Source organism: Corallococcus sp. bb12-1 (assembly GCF_026626765.1).
In the GTDB taxonomy this organism is placed as follows: Bacteria; Myxococcota; Myxococcia; order Myxococcales; family Myxococcaceae; genus Corallococcus; species Corallococcus terminator.
Map to the genome: position 1 here is coordinate 530,097 of NZ_JAPNJZ010000018.1, position 16,166 is coordinate 546,262.

14 protein-coding genes are annotated in these 16,166 nt (G+C 70.4%); 10 read left to right on the plus strand and 4 right to left on the minus strand.

Translation table 11 applies throughout. The features are described 5' to 3' along the window. The first annotated feature begins 108 nt into the window (after positions 1 to 108). Entirely contained in the window at positions 109 to 1,167 is a 1,059-nt protein-coding gene (locus OV208_RS22900) for a TetR family transcriptional regulator (RefSeq protein WP_267576006.1), read from the plus strand. Positions 1,168 to 1,183: 16 nt separating this feature from the next. Here the strand turns inward: OV208_RS22900 and OV208_RS22905 are convergent, their stop codons facing one another. After that, entirely contained in the window at positions 1,184 to 1,726 is a 543-nt protein-coding gene (locus OV208_RS22905; RefSeq protein ID WP_267576007.1) for a hypothetical protein, read from the minus strand. Between the two features lie 133 nt (positions 1,727 to 1,859). On the opposite strand from OV208_RS22905, the gene OV208_RS22910 reads away from it, so the two are divergent. Then, complete coding sequence (locus OV208_RS22910) at positions 1,860 to 2,915, plus strand: hypothetical protein (RefSeq protein WP_267576008.1); 1,056 nt, start codon at positions 1,860 to 1,862, stop codon at positions 2,913 to 2,915. A 22-nt stretch (positions 2,916 to 2,937) separates the two neighbouring features. On the opposite strand, the gene OV208_RS22915 is transcribed toward OV208_RS22910, so the two are convergent. Then, the gene (locus OV208_RS22915) at positions 2,938 to 3,252 is read right to left on the minus strand and encodes a tetratricopeptide repeat protein (protein WP_120537724.1); all 315 of its coding nucleotides are present in this window, start codon (positions 3,250 to 3,252) and stop codon (positions 2,938 to 2,940) included. Between the two features lie 61 nt (positions 3,253 to 3,313). Here OV208_RS22915 and rsfS point away from each other — a divergent pair, with 61 nt between their 5' ends. The 4 genes from rsfS (at position 3,314) to OV208_RS22935 (ending at position 6,342) form a co-directional block, all read left to right on the plus strand. Then, positions 3,314 to 3,880 (plus strand): ribosome silencing factor, encoded by a 567-nt coding sequence (rsfS, locus tag OV208_RS22920; RefSeq protein WP_267576009.1) that lies wholly within the window; start codon positions 3,314 to 3,316, stop codon positions 3,878 to 3,880. Between the two features lies 1 nt (position 3,881). Next, a complete protein-coding gene (locus OV208_RS22925; protein WP_120545094.1) occupies positions 3,882 to 4,346 on the plus strand; it encodes a 23S rRNA (pseudouridine(1915)-N(3))-methyltransferase RlmH in 465 nt (154 codons plus the stop codon). Between the two features lie 73 nt (positions 4,347 to 4,419). Beyond that, on the plus strand, positions 4,420 to 5,577 hold the full coding sequence (locus OV208_RS22930; RefSeq protein ID WP_267576010.1) for an RNA ligase RtcB family protein: 1,158 nt from the start codon (positions 4,420 to 4,422) through the stop codon (positions 5,575 to 5,577). A 63-nt stretch (positions 5,578 to 5,640) separates the two neighbouring features. After that, positions 5,641 to 6,342 carry a ComF family protein gene (locus OV208_RS22935; RefSeq protein WP_267576011.1) on the plus strand — a complete coding sequence of 234 codons (702 nt, stop codon included), beginning with the start codon at positions 5,641 to 5,643 and terminating at the stop codon, positions 6,340 to 6,342. A 9-nt stretch (positions 6,343 to 6,351) separates the two neighbouring features. Here OV208_RS22935 and OV208_RS22940 read toward each other — a convergent pair whose 3' ends face one another. Both OV208_RS22940 and OV208_RS22945 read right to left on the minus strand, forming a co-directional pair. Next, the gene (locus OV208_RS22940) at positions 6,352 to 6,993 is read right to left on the minus strand and encodes a Uma2 family endonuclease (RefSeq protein WP_267576012.1); all 642 of its coding nucleotides are present in this window, start codon (positions 6,991 to 6,993) and stop codon (positions 6,352 to 6,354) included. 189 nt (positions 6,994 to 7,182) lie between these two features. Then, positions 7,183 to 7,500 (minus strand): DUF3817 domain-containing protein, encoded by a 318-nt coding sequence (locus tag OV208_RS22945; RefSeq protein ID WP_267576013.1) that lies wholly within the window; start codon positions 7,498 to 7,500, stop codon positions 7,183 to 7,185. Between the two features lie 317 nt (positions 7,501 to 7,817). On the opposite strand from OV208_RS22945, the gene OV208_RS22950 reads away from it, so the two are divergent. The 4 genes from OV208_RS22950 (at position 7,818) to OV208_RS22965 (ending at position 16,079) form a co-directional block, all read left to right on the plus strand. Further along, positions 7,818 to 8,849 carry an SIS domain-containing protein gene (locus OV208_RS22950; protein ID WP_267576014.1) on the plus strand — a complete coding sequence of 344 codons (1,032 nt, stop codon included), beginning with the start codon at positions 7,818 to 7,820 and terminating at the stop codon, positions 8,847 to 8,849. Next, positions 8,849 to 10,030, plus strand: a complete 1,182-nt coding sequence (gene nagA / locus OV208_RS22955) for an N-acetylglucosamine-6-phosphate deacetylase (protein WP_267576015.1) — start codon at positions 8,849 to 8,851, stop codon at positions 10,028 to 10,030. Before OV208_RS22950 ends, nagA begins: the two co-directional genes overlap by 1 nt. 69 nt (positions 10,031 to 10,099) lie before the next feature. Then, the gene (locus OV208_RS22960) at positions 10,100 to 12,136 is read left to right on the plus strand and encodes a glycosyl hydrolase family 18 protein (protein WP_267576016.1); all 2,037 of its coding nucleotides are present in this window, start codon (positions 10,100 to 10,102) and stop codon (positions 12,134 to 12,136) included. 277 nt (positions 12,137 to 12,413) lie between these two features. Then, positions 12,414 to 16,079 (plus strand): DUF3857 domain-containing protein, encoded by a 3,666-nt coding sequence (locus OV208_RS22965; RefSeq protein WP_267576017.1) that lies wholly within the window; start codon positions 12,414 to 12,416, stop codon positions 16,077 to 16,079. Positions 16,080 to 16,166: the final 87 nt, after the last annotated feature.

Sequence of the window (16,166 nt, forward strand, 5' to 3'; positions counted from 1 at the left end):
GCCCACCTCCTCCGCGCCAGGTGCCCGGAACCAGGAGACTTTCCGGCCGGGCAGGGAAGCAACCAGCAGGGCGGGACTGGCATCCGCCTTGCTGAAGGTTTCCCCACGATGACGCTGCGTGCCCTAGCCCTTCTCGCGTGCCTGCTCCTGGGCGCTCCCGCCGGGGCGGCGTCCGGGCTGGAGCAGGCGCGGGCGAAGGCCCAGTCGGCGCGAAGCGGCGTACGCACCCTGCGCACCCAGCAGCAGGGCCTGCGCGACGAGCTCAACGGGCTGGCCGCGCGCATCGAAACGCTCAAGTCCCAGCGCCAGGGGAAGCTGACGACGGGCGGGGAGCTGGAGTCCGCGCTGCGTCGCTCGCAGGAGCTGAGCGGGGAGCTCACGGGGCTGGCGCAGTCGGTGTCCGGCGCGGAGGGCGAGGTGGAGCGCGCGCAACTGGTGCTGCACGGCGCGCTGTCGCAGGAGCTGACGCGGCTGCGCTCGGCCTGGGACGCGACGACGGACCGGCCGGAGCGGGCGCGGCTGCTGGAGCAGATGCGGTCGGTGCGCGAGGAGCGGGAGGCCGTGCGCGCGGCGCTGCCCGCCTCCCAGGTGCCGGCGCTGGACGGGGCCGCGCGGGGGGATGACCCGGAGGACCTGCTGGCCCAGGCGGACGCGCTGCGCGACAGCCAGGACAAGGTGCGCCAGCGGCTCCAGGCGCTGAAGACACGCATCACCGAGGTGCGCGAGGAGCGCGACCTGGACCGGCGCATGAACGACTTCCTCGGCGAGGAGTCCATGTTCGATGACCAGGACCGGCGCCTGCGCCTGCGCTCGACGGGCGACCAGGGCCTCCAGGTGGCGCCTACGCAGCGGACCGGCCCCCGGGCGCCGTCGTTCGCCGCGGACGACATGGCGGACCCAGCTCCCACGGTGGGCGGCGGTAACGAAGCGGGCGGCGGGGAGACTCCCACGGGAACACCGGGCGGGTCGCTGTCGCCAATGTCCGGCTCCACCGCGAGCGACCGGCGGCCCCAGGTGGATCCGGTGCGCGCCCAGGCCCTGGCCGCGGGCGGGCTGGAGGACCTGAAGTCCCTGGAGCAGGAAGCCGCGAAGCTGGAGTCCCTGGCGCGCGAGCTGGACGGACGCGCGGGCGCCCTGGAGCGCCGGGCGAAGACGCTGGCCCCCTGAAGCACGGCCGGGCCCGCTAGAGCAGGCCCCCTTCCACCTCCAGCACCACCGTGGCCTGCAGGCGCACCTCGCGCTCCGGCAGGCGCCCGGAGCCGCGCAGGATGATGGCCATGGTGGGCGCGGCGACGTAGGGCCGCAGGTCCACGCTGCCGTCCGCCTTCAGGGTCAGCGTGGGGTTGGGCGGGTTCAGCCCCAGCCCGGCGATGCCGTCCCGTCCCGCGAAGCGCGACTCCCGGTCCCCCGCGCGGGCCACGGCCTCCAGCGAGTCCAGGAAGTCGAAGCCTTGATCATTTGGGTTGAGCACCTTGAGCGACAGCGACTTCACCTCCACGCGCGTCACCTCCTCCTTGGTGACGTCGCGGTTCTTGAAGTCCTGGTTCTCGTTGAAGTCCAGGGCCGCGAAGCTGCTGATGGCGGGAAAGGCATTGAGCAGGGTGGGCGCGCCGGTGGTGTTCGCCGGCACCGTCGCCTCGCCCTGGACCTGCGTGGTGAAGGACGACGGAGAACAGGCGACGAGCCCCAGGCCGGCCACCACCGCGAACAAGAACACTTGAGACATGGCCCCAATGTACCGGGCGTCCGGGTGCGGCGTCACCGACCGCTGGCGCCACCGGTTGTCCCCCGGAGGACGCCCGGCCGGGGGCTTCGTGAGGATGGGGCGTGCAGGCGGCCCGGAGTATGGTGCGCGCGTCTTGGCCCGCCGCCTCCGCCCGCTCCTGCTCGTCCTCGCCACCCTCTGGGGCGGGGGTGCGCGCGCGACCGAGTGGCAGGGCTCGCTCAAGGGCACCGGCCGGATGCTCGTGGACAGCAACGCCCCGCGCGACTTCTCCGACGGCGTCACGCCAGGGCCCGGCGCGGACCTGGCGCTGAGCGTGCTGGGCACCGCGGAGGGCCGGGGCACCGGCGAGGGCTCGCAGGTGGTGGGGCGCTATGAGCTGGGCGCGCGCAAGTACGTGGACTACGGCAACGAGGACACGCTGGTGCAGGCGGGCGCGCTGGAGGGTTCGCTGGCGCTGGGCACCGAGTGGGGCGTGGGCGCCGAAGGCCACGCCAAGGATCGGCGGGGCGGCAGCCGCGCGTACTCGGACCTGGGCGCCAGCCTCTTCGCCGAGTACGCCCCGGACGTGCGGCTCGCGCTGCGCGTGCGCCTGGGGGCCCGCCGCTTCGTGTACCGCCCGGACCACACCGCCGACTTCGGCGGACCGGAGGTGGGCGTGCTGGGGCGCTACCGGTTGGACCGGCGCCATTCCCTGAGTGTGTTTGGCGAATGGGGCTCGCGCCGCTACGGCCCCCTGGCCCGGCCCTTCCCGGGCTACATCCAGACGCTGGACCGGCGCCAGGACGGGGCCCTGGTGGCGGGGGCGGGCTACACGTACCGGGGGCCGGTGAAGCTGTCGCTCACGTATGCCTTCCAGGAGGTCAGCTCCAACAGCTTCGGTGAGACGGCGCTGCGCCACCGGCTCACCGGGAGCGCGGGGGTGCGGCTGCCGTGGAACGTGACGCTGCTCGCGCAGGGCAGCCTGGGCCTGGCGCGCTACCCGGACGGCATCTTCCTGTCCCCGGAGATCATCCTGGTGGAGGAGGACGAAGGGCAGAACTCCCTGTCCCTGAAGCTCGTCCGGCCTGTCTCCCCCCGGGTGGACCTGGAGCTGTCCTGGGGCATCTGGAGCACGCGCCTGCCGCGCAACGGCCTGGGCTACACCCGTCAGGTGTTCGGCCTGGGTTTCACCTGGCGCGACCAGGAGTAGGACTCGGGGCCTGGGGCCCGGGTCAGTCCAGGTCGGCGATGCGCTCGTCGATCTCCTCGGCCAGGCCGGGGTGACCCTGGGCGAGGGCGTGGTCCCGGCCGGTGGTCAGCACCTGGCGGGCCTTGTCCGTCTGTCCGGCGGCCACATAGGCGTCCCCGAGGGAGACCAGGGCGGCGGCATAGTTCGGGTCCAGACGGACGGCGGACTCCAGGCTCTGGATGGCGTCGGTGTATTCCTTTCGCTCCAGGTGCAGCTTCCCCAGGGAGAACCAGGCCATGGGGGCGTCGGGGAACTGGGCCACCATCTTCTTGAATTGTTCCAGGCGGGCGTCGCTCATGGACCAAACCCATTAGAGGACCGCTGGAAGGTTGCCAAGGGTGCGCTAGGGTAGTTGGCACATGGCCACGAAGAAGAAGACCCCCGCATCCAAGACGACGAAGACCAAGACGAAGGCGAAGGCGAAGAGCGCCACCCGCGCTCCGGCCCGGAAGAAGACGGCGGCGAAGAAGTCGGCGAAGTCCAGCCTCCGTCCGCCGCCGCGCAAGACGACCGCCGCCGCACGCAAGAAGGCTCCGCGCGCTCCGGCGCCGCCGCCTCCGCCGAAGATCGCGGAGAACCCGAAGGCGCGCGAGCTGGCGGGCCGCATCGGCGATCTGCTGCTCGACAAGAAGGCCTCCGACGTCGTCATCCTCGACATGCGCGGGATGACGTCCTACGCGGACTACATCGTCATCGCCTCCGGCGAGAGCGACCGTCAGGTGAGCGCCATGGCGGAGAACGTCCAGGTGCAGCTCAAGACGGGTTCGCAGCCCCTGCGTCCCATCAGCACCGAAGGCATGGAGACCGGCCAGTGGGTGCTGCTGGACTACGACGACGTCGTGGCCCACCTGTTCAACGGCGAGGTGCGCGCCTTCTACGACCTGGACGGGCTGTGGGCGGACGCGCCCCGGGTGAAGCTGGCCTGAGGTGAAGGTCCGCCTGCTGTCCATCGGCAAGGACCGCTCCGGGCTGTTCGAGCCCGCCGTGCAGGAGTACGCGCGGCGGCTCGAGCACTACACGCGCTTCGAGCTGATTGAGTTGACCGAGGCGTCGGGCAAGAAGCTCAAGCCCGGCGAGGCCAAGGCCGCGGAGGCCACCGCCATCCTGTCCAAGCGCAAGCCGCAGGACTGGGTGGTGGCGCTGGACGAGCGCGGCACGCTGCTGGATTCGGTGGCGCTGGGCCGCTACGTCGCCAAGGCCCAGACGGGCGCGAAGGACCTGCTCTTCGTCATTGGCGGAGACGAGGGCCTGGACGACTCGGTGAGGGCCGCGGCGCACCAGGTGCTGTCGCTGTCGAAGATGACGCTGCCCCACCGCCTGGCGCGGGTGGTGCTCATCGAGCAGATCTACCGCGCGTTCACCATCCTCAAGGGCGAGCCCTACCACAAGTAGGCGGCCGGGCAGCCCGCCCGGGTGATGGGGCCCGCGCGTCAGGGCGCGCGCGGAGCCCGCGTCCGAGCGGCCCATGTCCACGTCACTTCCTGAAACCTCCCCGGCCGTCGCGCCGGCCGCCACGGTGCGCATCATCGCTTCGCCCCAGTCCTGGGTGGAGGGCGAGGCGGTGCGCCAACTGGAAGCCGTGGCGCGACTTCCCGGCATGCGCCTCGCGGTGGGGCTGCCGGACCTGCACCCCGGCAAGGGCGCCCCCGTGGGCGCGGCCTTCGAATCCGAGGGTTTCCTCTATCCCTACCTCGTGGGCAGCGACATCGGCTGTGGCATGGGCCTGTGGGACGTGGACCTGCCGGTGCGCAAGGCGAAGGCGGAGCGGTGGGCGGCGAAGCTGGACCTGGAAGGTGCGTGGGAGGGAGACGCGGAGGCCTTTCTCGCGGAGCACGGCGGCAAGGCCACGGGCTTTGAAGCGGCGCTGGGCACGGTGGGTGGAGGCAACCACTTCGCGGAGGTGCAGCGGGTAGAGACGGTGCACGACGCGCGCGTCTTCGAGGCGCTGGGGTTGCGGGCGGAGCGGTTGCTGTTGCTCGTGCACTCGGGTTCGCGCGGGCTGGGCGAGGCCATCCTCCGGACGCACGTGGACCGGCACGCGGCGGGCGGGCTGGCAGCGGGAACAGCCGAGGCGCGTACCTATCTGGAGCGGCACGACGGCGCGGTGACGTGGGCCCGGGCGAATCGCGCGCTGGTGGCGCAGCGGACGCTGGACGGTATCGGGGCGACGGGGCGGCGGGTGCTGGACGTGTGCCACAACAGCGTCACCATGCGGCACTCGGACGGGCGCGTGGGGTGGTTGCACCGCAAGGGCGCGGCGCCCTGGGACGAGGGGCCGGTGGTGATTCCCGGCAGTCGCGGCGCGCTGAGCTATCTGGTGTTGCCGGTGGGCCCGGGCGAGCACAGCGCCCACAGCCTGGCGCACGGCGCCGGCCGCAAGTGGACGCGCACGGCGGCGCGGGAGCGATTGAAGGAGCGCTTCACCGCGGAGTCCCTGACGCGCACGGTGTTCAAGAGCCACGTCGTCTGCGAGGACCGGGACCTGCTCTTCGAGGAAGCGCCGCCCGCGTACAAGGCCATCGACCGCGTGGTGACGGACCTGGTGGAGGCGGGACTGGTGAGGGTGGTGGCGACGCTGGCGCCGGTGCTCACGTACAAGACGCGGGGCCGTTCAGCGGAGTGAAGAGGAGGCGGCACGGGGCTCGCACGAGGGACGCGGCATGCGCTGTCCCCCGGAGTCCCGGTGATGTGGAAGGCCCTGTTGGACCTGGTGTATCCGCCCATGTGTCTGGCCTGCGCGAAGGTGCTGCCGGGCGTGGGCGCGGTGTTCTGCGAGCCGTGTGACACGGCGCTGGAGCGATTGCCGCCGGTGTGTTGCCGGACGTGCGCGGAGCCCGGCACATTCCCGGGGAACACCTGTCCCCGGTGCCGGACGGTGCCACCGCCGTTCAGCCGGGGCTGGGCGCCCTTCGCGCACGAGGGGCCGGTGGCGCGCGCCATCCATCGCTTCAAGTACGAGGACCAACCGGACCTCGCCGCGCCGCTGGGGGTGCTGCTCGCGGACGAGGCGCGGAGGTTCCTCCGCTCAGCGCCGGAGTGCGTGGTGGCGATGCCGCTGCATGTCCGCAGATTCCGCGCGCGGCAGTACGACCAGGCGCAGCTGCTCGCGGGGACGCTGGCGAAGGCCACGGGGCGGGTGGCGCCGGTGGGGTGGCTGGAGCGGACGCGAGAGACGAAGCGACAGGTGGGGCTGAGCGAGGCGGAGCGCACGGGCAACGTGGCGGGAGCCTTCGTGGCGTCGCGGGCGGTGAAGGGGCGGGAGGTGCTGCTGTTGGACGACGTGTTCACCACCGGGTCCACCGCGCGGGCCGCCGCGATCGCCCTGCGGGAGGCGGGGGCCACGCGGGTGGAGGTGCTGACGTTGGCGAGGGCGTTCACCCTCGCCTGAGCGGGTGACTCAATCCGCGGACTGCTTCAGCCAGTCAATCTCGAGCTGCATCTGAACGATCCGGTGTTCCAACTGCTCCCTGTATTGCTCTTCCAGTTGGCGGATCCGTTCCGAGGAACGCAACAGCGGTGAATCGCCTGACCAGAAGCGCAGGCCGTCCTTCTCTACTTGGAGTTCAAGTCCCAGGATCTCGGAGACATACCGTCCCTCCCTCGACACCATGCGAGCGTAGACACCTGCCCCGGGAGCGGTCTGCCGATAGCCCTCCAGTGTGAGCCGGCCTCCGTCAAAGATGAAGTACTCAGGGATTCCCAATCGGGCGTAGCGCTGCACGTTGTCCTCGGCGGCCTTTTTCCGATCACCGCCAACGTGCATTTCCATGACCCAGTCCAACCCGTGCTCCTCGGCACTGCACACCCACTTGTCGCGACGGCGCTGCTCCGCATCCAGGACAACCAGCAGGTCGGGGGCGAAGCGTGGTTCCTCGGGGTAGTACACAGGCAAGGCTGAACTCACGTACGCGGTACGTGGCTGGTGATCCCAGTGCCTTCTCAGCACGTCCAGTACCTGAGCGCGGGGTCCGGTATGCCAGTCCCCTTCCGGCATCGGCATCTCGTTCCAGGTCACCTCGCCCGGAAGCGCCGCCACCACGAGCGCCCGCGCCTCCGTGCTCAGTGCATCCCATGCCTGCTGGGACGGGGCTCGTGGATAGGCGGACAATACCTCTGGAGTATGACGCCCCATCAACGACATAATGGGTCCTACTCCACGGGTAGGTCAATCGCCAGAAGCAATCGGCTGAGTACAAGCCCTGGCCACCACGAATCACTGCGGCAGCGCTCAGGGTGCCTTCGCCGTCTCCAGCGCCTGCGCCTCGCCGCGAAGCTGCGCGTCCAACCAGAACGTCCCGCCGGGCACCAGCGAGGCCGCGAAGGCCACGAAGATGCGCTTCACCCCCCAGCGGTATTCGATGGAGGCCATCAGCAGCGTGTACAGGTACGCCATGAAGAGCACGCCGTGCGCCATGCCCACCGCGCGCACGCCCTGGGGAAAGCCCAGCGCATACTTCAGCGGCATGGCGATGAGCAGCAGCACCAGGAAGGACAGCCCCTCCCAGAAGGCGACAGCGCGAAAACGTCCCAGGGCGGTCTTCAGCATGACCTCTTCTCGCCTCCGCACCGCGACACCGTCAAGCGGCGGAGCCTGAACCGCATGGGCCCACGTCGTGCCCCCGGTGAGCACGGGTGATGGGACGGCCCATGCTCGATGCCCCTCCTGACCACCTCGCGGGGGGCAGCTTCCCTGGTCGCCCGGAGTGCCCGCCCTGGCGGTATCGGGTCCGATGAGCCTCGCGGTCCAACCGGACGGTGCGGCCCGCCTTGCGCGTCACCATTGTCGGAAGGTGTTCCGCCCTCGCCTTCCTCCACCCGCGCGGCCCCGGAGACTGCTATCCCCTGCGCCGTGAGCACACCGCGATGACTCCTCCCCTCCCCCTCCTCGCGCGCGAGGCCGCCCAGGCCCCCGCCGCCGCCCGCCTCCAGCTCGACCGCTGCCGGGACACCCTGGCGTACCTGGGTGCCCGCCTCCGCCGGACCCCGCCCCGCTTCGTCGTCACCTGCGCGCGGGGCAGCTCCGACCATGCGGCCGTCTACGGCAAGTACCTCATCGAGACCACGCTGGGCCGCGCCGTCGCCTCCCTGGGCCCCAGTGTCGCGTCCGTCTACAACACCCGCTCGCTCGACCTGCGCGACTCGCTCTTCATCGCCATCTCCCAGTCCGGCCAGAGCCCCGACCTGCTGCGCATGACCGAGGCCGCTCGCGCGGGCGGCGCCGTCGTCCTGGGCTTCATCAACGACGAGTCCTCGCCCCTGTCCGCGCTGTGCGACGTGCGCGTCCCCCTGTCCGCCGGCCCCGAACACAGCGTCGCCGCCACCAAGTCCTATCTGCTCTCCGGCCTCGCCTTCCTCCAACTCGTCGCCTACTGGTCGGACTCACCCGAGTTGCACGATGCCGCCCGCCGGTTGCCAGACGCGCTGGAGGCCGCGAGCAAGCTCGACTGGTGGCCCGCGCTCGCCACCTTGAAGGACGCCTCCAGCCTCTACGTCGTCGGGCGCGGCAGCGGCCTGGGCGCGGCGCTCGAAATGTCCCTCAAGCTCAAGGAGACCTGCCGCCTGCATGCGGAGGCCTTCAGCTCCGCGGAGGTCCTCCACGGTCCGCTCGGACTCGTGCGTCCGGGATTCCCCGTGCTCGCGCTGGGCCAGGAGGACAACGCGGCGCAGGGCATGCGCTCCGTCGTGCAGCGCATGGTCGAACTGGGCGCCAGCGTCCACGCCACCCTGCCCGTCCCCGGCGCGCAGCTCCTGCCCACGTTGCCGAATCTGCCCTCGGTGCTCGCGCCCCTGTGCCAGGTGCAGAGCTTCTACTTCGCGGTCCACCAGCTCGCGACCGCGCGCGGATTGGATCCGGATGCCCCCGCGCACCTGCGCAAGGTCACGGAGACGGTGTGATGGCTGACGCCACGGTCGTCGTCCTCCACGGCGCGCGTGTCTTCACCGGGGACCTGCTCCTCGAAGGACAGGCCGTCATCATTGAAGGCGACACCGTGCGCGCCGTGGTCCCCACCGCTGAAATCCCCACCGGCGCCACCGTGCACACGCTGCCCGGGGACACGCTGCTCGCGCCCGGCTTCGTCGACGTGCAGGTGAACGGCGCGGGCGGCGTGCTCTTCAACGACACGCCCACCATGGAGGCCGCGCTCGCCATCGCCTCCGCCATGCGGCGCACCGGCACCACGGGCCTGCTGCCCACCTTCATCACCGACGACCCCTCGCGCATGCGTGAAGCGTGCGAGGCCGCGCTCGACGCCACCGCGCGCGCCGACAGCGGGGTGCTCGGCATCCACCTGGAAGGCCCCTTCATCAGCCGCGAGCGCGCCGGTGTCCATGCACCGGGCTTCATCCGCGCCCCTGACCCGAGCGACCTCGACTACCTCACCGCCCTGCCCCGCCGCTTCGCCGCGCACGGAGGACGCGTGTTGATGACGCTCGCGCCGGAGTGCGTGGACGACGCCACCCTGCGCCGCCTCGCCACCTCCGGCGTGGTGCTCAGCGCAGGCCACACCGCCGCCACCAGCGAGCGCACCACTCAGGCACTCAGGGCCGGCGTGCGCGGCTTCACGCACCTGTTCAACGCGATGCCCCCGGTGATGAACCGTCAGCCCGGCCCCATCGTCGCCGCGCTCACCCATGACGACGCGTGGTGCGGCGTCATCGCGGACGGCGTGCACGTGCACGCGGACAACCTGCGCCTCGTCCTCAAGGTCAAACCTCCCGGCAAGGTCTTCCTCGTGACGGACGCGATGCCGCCCGTGGGCACCTCCGTCACGTCCTTCATGCTCCAGGGCCGCACCATCCTGCGCCGCAACAAACGCCTGGAGACGGAGGACGGCACGCTCGCGGGCGCGGACATCGACCTCACCGCGGCCGTGCGTCACTGCGTCCACTCGCTCGGTGTTCCGCTGGAGGAAGCGCTGCGCATGGCGTCGCTCCATCCCGCGACCTTCCTGGGCGTGCACGGCCACCGGGGCCGCATCGCCCCAGGACATCGCGCGGACCTCGTGCTGTTGAAGGAAGACCTTTCCGCCCACACCACCTGGGTCGGCGGACAGGCGCGAAGCCCGGAAAAATAACTCCGCGATTAACCCTGAAAAATGGGGGCGTGACTCCTTCCGCGTGTACCGCAGGCGAGGAGAACACGAATGCTGCGTAGCAAGTGGATCATGGGCCTGGTCGCGTCCGCGCTGACCGTCACCGGATGTGGCCAGGAACTCTTCACGCCCGAGGCTGACGGCCCGGGCAGCGTGATGAAGGCGCCGCTGGAAGCCGCGTGGGCCGTGGGCGTCGCCTATACGTCGGGCACACGCGTCTCCTATCAGGGCCGCATCTATGAGTGCCGGCAGCCGCACACGTCCCAGTCGGACTGGACGCCCTCGGCCGTGGCCTCGCTGTGGCTCGACATCGGGCCCGCGACGGGCGGCGGTGACACGAAGGCCCCTGTCGTCACCGCGTCCAGCAGCGCGTCCAACATCACCGCCGCCGGCTCCATCACCGTCTCCGCCAGCGCCACCGATGAAGTGGGCGTGACGAAGATTGAAATCCTGGAGAACGGCACGCTCGTCGCTACCGCGTCGTCGTTCAGCCGAGCGTTCTCTTCCTCCTCGCAGAACGGCACGTACACGTACACCGTGAAGGCGTACGACGCGGCCGGCAACGTAGGCACCAAGACGCTCACCGTCACCGTGGCCATTCCCGGCACTGGCGACACGAAGGCCCCCGTCGTCACCGCGTCCAGCAGCGCGACCCACGTCACCACCGCTGGCTCCATCACCGTCTCCGCCAGCGCCACCGACGAGGTGGGCGTGACGAAGATTGAAATCCTTGAGAACGGCACGCTCGTCGCCACCGCGTCGTCGTTCAGCCGCGCGTTCTCCTCCTCCGCGCAGAACGGCACGTACACGTACACAGTGAAGGCCTACGACGCGGCCGGCAACGTGGGCACCAAGACGCTCACCGTCACCGTGGCGCTGACCACCACGCCTCCGCCGGGAGGCAAGCACATCGTCGCGTACTTCACCGCGTGGGGCATCTACGGCCGCAACTACCAGGTCTCCAACGTCCCGGCGTCCAAGCTGACACACATCAACTACGCCTTCTCCAACATCACGCCGGACGGCAAGTGCGTGCTCGGTGACGCGTTCGCGGACATCGACAAGGGCTTCGGCTACCCCGGCGAGTGGGACCCCGGCGCGCTGCGCGGCAACTTCCGCGCGTTCCAGGAGATGAAGAAGACGAACCCGCACCTCAAGCTGCTCATCTCCATTGGCGGCTGGTCCTGGTCCAAGTACTTCTCCCAGGTGGCGGCCTCCTCCGCGTCGCGCGCCGCCTTCGTGAAGTCCTGCGTGGACCTGTACGTGAAGGGCCAGTTCCCCGGCGTCACCCCGGCCAACGGCGTGGGCGTGTTCGACGGCATCGACGTGGACTGGGAGTACCCCACCGGCGGCGGCCTGCCGGACAACATCAGCAGCCCCGCGGACAAGGTGAACTACACCCTGCTCATGCAGGAGTTCCGCACCCAGTTGGCCGCCTTCACCGCGCAGACCGGCAAGCCCTACCTGCTCACCATCGCCACGGGCGCCTCGCCGGACCTGCTCGCCAACAAGCAGGAGACGCTGAAGCTGTCCAACATCCTCGATTTCATCAACGTGATGTCCTACGACTACCACGGCGCCTTCGAGCCCACGGTCAACTTCCACTCCGCGCTCAACCGCGTGACGGGTGACCCGGGCGCCAACGACGGCTTCTACACCGACGGCTCCATCGCGAAGATGCTCCAGTTGGGCGTGGCCCCGTCCAAGATTGTGTTGGGCGTTCCGTTCTACGGCCGCGGCTGGGGCAACGTGCCCAACGTGAACAACGGCCTGTTCCAGAGCGGCGTCCCCACCAAGGGCACCTGGGATGACGGCCAGTCGGGCCTCACCGGCGTGTTCGACTTCAAGGACATCAAGAACAACTACGAGCGCGCGGGCTCCGGCTACACCAAGTTCTTCCATCCGGAGAGCAAGCAGGCCTACGTCTACAGCCCGACCACGAAGGTGTGGGTGGCCTACGACGACGCGCAGAGCGTCACCGCCAAGTCGGACTACATCCTGTCCAAGGGCCTGGGCGGCGCGATGTTCTGGGAGCTGAGCGGCGACGACGGCACCCTCGTCAACGCCCTGTACTCCAAGCTGCACTGACGGCCGGGCAGCCTCCGGACCTCAACAGCGGCACACATCGGGGCCGGCACGGGCATCAGCGCCCATGCCGGCCCTGTGCATTTTCGACTTTCCGCCTCCACGGGCCCACCCCGCCCCACACCGGTCCGACATAGAGTGGAGCCCGATTGGGTTGCCTGCCCGCCGTCCGGGGCCACATGCAGGGGAAGGCCGCGACGGGTCCGCCTGTTCATCGGCGTCATCGCCCCCTGCTGTCCCGGCGTCGCTGCTGGCGCCGCTGCTCTACCGAGGAGAACGGATGTCGCGTTTCACATCGCTGGCCGCAGTCTTCGTGCTCACCTGCCCCGTGCTGGCGCTCGCGAAGCCGAACGCGGACGACCGGGCCCGCGAGTACGCGGCCGAGGCGCAGAAGGCCGCCACCTCACCGCGCGGGGGCGCGGCGCTGCTGCGGATGCACGCGCTGGTGGACGACGTGGAGGACCTCACCCCGCTGGTGAGCACCTACCAGCAGGTCGCGTCCCGCCGCACGTCCGACGTGAACACGCGCACCACCGCGCAAATCCTCCTGATGGACGCGGAGCGCTCCCGCGGCCGGATGGTGCGCGCCAACGAAGTCCGCCAGTGGCTGGGCTTCGTCAATGACTACTACGTCGTCGGCGGCTTCGAGAACGAGGGCAAGGCCGGCTGCGACACCCACTTCGGTCCGGAGACCGCCGCGTTGGACTTGACGGCGCGCTACCCCGGCGCCAAGGGCCACGAGGCCACCTGGCGCAAGCTGTCCGTCACGTCCGCGGACGGCTACGTGGACCTGGCCACCGCCGTGCGCCCCAACAAGGAGGCCGTGGCGTACGCACTCACCTGGCTGGAAGTGCCGCAGGACACGCGCGTGGCGCTGGGCCTGGGCACCTCCGGCGGCTACCGCCTGTGGGTGAACGGGCAGTTGGCCTCCAAGGAAGACCGCTACAACCTGCCCCGCCCCGACCAGACCCGCGTGTCGGTGAAGCTGAAGAAGGGCCTCAACCGCGTCCTCGTGAAGGTGTGCCAGGAGTCCGGTCCGCTGGGCTTCTACCTGCGCTCGGAGACGGCGTCCGCGCGCGCCACGCTGCCCGCCAAGGCCCCCGCGCTGGAGCGCATGCCGGCCCCCGCGCCGCAGGTGCTGCCCACGCTCACCTCGTCGCTGCGCGCGCTGGTGGAGAAGAACCCGGACGACGCGGCCCTGCGAGGCGACTACGCCCAGGTGCTCGCCTTCTTCCGCGCCTATGACGAGCGCGAGCACACCGCCAGCGCCGAGGCCGCCGCCGCCGCCGAGGCCGCCCCCAACGACGCGCGCCTCCAGTTGCTGGCCGCCAACACCCAGACGGACGACCTGAACGAGCGCCGCCGCTTCCTGGAGGCCGCCGTGAAGGCGGATCCGACGTTCGCTCCGGCGCGACTGGCGCTGTCGGACCATGAGATGGACCGTGGCCACCCGGAGCGAGTGCAGCCGCTGCTGGCCCCGCTGATGGAGAAGGACGACGGCCGCAACGAGCCGGGCGCCCGTCTGCTGCTGGCCCGCGCCGCCGAAGCCCTGGGCGAGCGCGCCCGCGCGCATGCGCTGGTGGAGGAGACCTTCCGGCAGCAGCCCCGCGTCCCCCGCGTGGTGCGCGTAGCGGCGGCGGCGTCCCGGCAGTTGGGCCGCAACCAGGAGGCCATGGACCGCATGCGCGTGGTGCTGGCGCTGCGCTTCGATGACACCAACACCCGCCGGCAGCTCGCCTCGCAGCTCGCGGACGCGGGCAAGGTGGACGCCGCCGAGCGCGAGTACGCGAAGCTCACCGACCTGAACCCGTTCGACAACGGCTCGCGCGTGCGGCTGGCGGAGCTCAAGGCCTCCAACGGCGCCGCCGAAGAGGCCGCCGCGCTCTTCACCGAGGCGAAGGCCCTGTCCCCCGACGAGCCGGAAGTCTACGAGCGCGAGGGCCGCGCGCTGCTCGCCGCGGGTCAGCGCGAGCCCGCCCTGGCCGCCTTCGAGCGCTCGCTGGTGCTGCGTCCGCAGAACCCCGGATTGAAGGAGGCCCTGCGCACGCTCAAGGGTGAGACGGAGAGCGCGGGCACGCAGTACCTGGTGGACGCGAAGCCGCTGGCCAAGGAGGCCGAGGGCTACGTGCACGAGGACGCCGTCTACCTCGTGGACAACACCTACGTGCGCGTGCAGAAGAGCGGCCTTTCCAGCCGCATCCAGCAGATGGTGGTGAAGGTCCTCAACACGCGCGGCGTGGACGCGTTCCGCAGCCTCCCCGTCAGCTACTCGCCGGACCGCCAGGAAGTGCGCGTGCTCAAGGCCCGCGTGACGAAGCCGGACGGCTCCGTGGTGGAGAGCTACGGCGACGCCGAGCGCAACATGAACGAGCCGTGGACGGGCATGTACTACGACGCCCGCATGCGCGTGCTGTCGTTCCCGTCGCTCGCCGTGGGCGACACGCTGGAGCTCACCTACCGCCTGGACGACACCGCGCAGGACAACCTGCTGTCGGACTACTGGGGCGACGTGGAGAGCGTGCAGGGCGTCTACCCGAAGGTGCGCTTCCAGTACGTCGTGGACATGCCCAAGGAGCGGCCGCTGTACTGGAACAAGAGCCGCCTTGCTGGCGTGGAGCAGCAGCAGTCGCCGCTGGAGGACAACACCCGCACGCTGTACCGCTTCGGCGCGAAGCACGTCTCCAAGGTGGTGCCGGAGCCGGGCATGCCGGGCTGGGCGGAGGTCGCGCAGAACCTGCACATCTCCACGTACAAGACGTGGGAGCAGGTGGGCCACTACTGGTGGGGCCTCGTGCGCGACCAGCTCCAGCCGAACGCGGAGTTGAAGGCCACGGTGGACCAGGTGCTCCAGGGCGTGGACCGCAAGAATGAGCTGGCCGTCGTGCGCGCCATCTACTCCTTCGTCGTCACCAACACCCGCTACGTGGCGCTGGAGTTCGGCATCCACGGCTTCAAGCCCTACCGCGTCGACCGCGTGCTGGCCCGGCGCTTCGGTGACTGCAAGGACAAGGCGAGCCTCATCTACTCCATGCTGAAGGTGGCGGGCGTGGACAGCCGGCTGGTGCTCCTGCGCATGCGCAACCTGGGCTCGCTGGACGCGGAGCCCGCGTCGCTGGCGGCCTTCAACCACGCCATCGCGTACGTGCCCAAGTTCGACCTGTACCTGGACGGCACCGCGGAGTTCCACGGCGCCAAGGAGCTGCCCAGCGCGGACCGCGTCGCCAACGTGCTGGTGGTGGACCCCAACGGCACCAGCACCTTCCTCACCACGCCGGAGGCGAAGGCGCAGGACAACACCACCACGCTGGCCATGGAGGTCGCCCTGCGGCCCGACGGCGGCGCGGAGGTGAAGGGCCAGAGCAGCGTGTCCGGCCAGTCCGCGCCGGACTACCGCCGCGCCTACCGCCCGGAGTCCACGCGCAAGTCCACCTTCGAGCGCTCGTGGGCGCAGAGCTTCCCCGGCCTCACCGTGCGCGAGGTGAAGCTCAGCGACACCACCCGCCTGGATGACGACGTGGCGCTGGACTTCAAGATGGGCATCCCGCGCTACGCGGAAGTGCTCCCCGGCGGCAGCCTGCGCTTCCTGCCCTTCGGCACCGGACGCACCTACCAGCAGGCGTACGCGTCGCTCGCCGAGCGCCGCTTCGACCTCGTCATGCAGAGCCCCTGGGTGAACACCTTCAAGCTGCGCTACACGCTGCCCGGCGGCTACACCGTGGCGGAGATGCCCCAGGCGGTGGAGGAGACGACGCCGTTCGGTCGCGTGAAGCTCTCCTACCGCGTGGAGGACGGCGCCCTCGTCGCCGACGGCGAGGTGGCCCTCTCCGTCGCCCGCATCAAGGCGGACGAGTACCCGCAGTTCCGTGAGTTCCTGGGCCGCGTGGACCGGGCCTTCGGACGCCGCATCCTGCTCCAGGGTCCGGGGCAGAAGACGGCATCTCGGTAGTCGCAGTGGAACACTCCCGGCGCGTCTCTTGCGCCGGCATGCACGGAGGGCTTGACCCGGATGCGGCCCTCCGTGCTTAAGCAACAC

What these genes read in the sequence shown, in the direction of transcription:
- OV208_RS22935 (WP_267576011.1), top strand. Translation starts at nt 5,641, where the DNA reads ATGTGGAAGGCCCTGTTGGACCTGGTGTATCCGCCCATGTGTCTGGCC.
- OV208_RS22950 (WP_267576014.1), top strand. Translation starts at nt 7,818, where the DNA reads ATGACTCCTCCCCTCCCCCTCCTCGCGCGCGAGGCCGCCCAGGCCCCC.
- OV208_RS22930 (WP_267576010.1), top strand. Translation starts at nt 4,420, where the DNA reads ATGTCCACGTCACTTCCTGAAACCTCCCCGGCCGTCGCGCCGGCCGCC.
- OV208_RS22900 (WP_267576006.1), top strand. Translation starts at nt 109, where the DNA reads ATGACGCTGCGTGCCCTAGCCCTTCTCGCGTGCCTGCTCCTGGGCGCT.
- OV208_RS22965 (WP_267576017.1), top strand. Translation starts at nt 12,414, where the DNA reads ATGTCGCGTTTCACATCGCTGGCCGCAGTCTTCGTGCTCACCTGCCCC.
- nagA (WP_267576015.1), top strand. Translation starts at nt 8,849, where the DNA reads ATGGCTGACGCCACGGTCGTCGTCCTCCACGGCGCGCGTGTCTTCACC.
- OV208_RS22915 (WP_120537724.1), bottom strand. Translation starts at nt 3,252, where the DNA reads ATGAGCGACGCCCGCCTGGAACAATTCAAGAAGATGGTGGCCCAGTTC.
- OV208_RS22960 (WP_267576016.1), top strand. Translation starts at nt 10,100, where the DNA reads ATGCTGCGTAGCAAGTGGATCATGGGCCTGGTCGCGTCCGCGCTGACC.
- rsfS (WP_267576009.1), top strand. Translation starts at nt 3,314, where the DNA reads ATGGCCACGAAGAAGAAGACCCCCGCATCCAAGACGACGAAGACCAAG.
- OV208_RS22905 (WP_267576007.1), bottom strand. Translation starts at nt 1,726, where the DNA reads ATGTCTCAAGTGTTCTTGTTCGCGGTGGTGGCCGGCCTGGGGCTCGTC.
- OV208_RS22945 (WP_267576013.1), bottom strand. Translation starts at nt 7,500, where the DNA reads ATGCTGAAGACCGCCCTGGGACGTTTTCGCGCTGTCGCCTTCTGGGAG.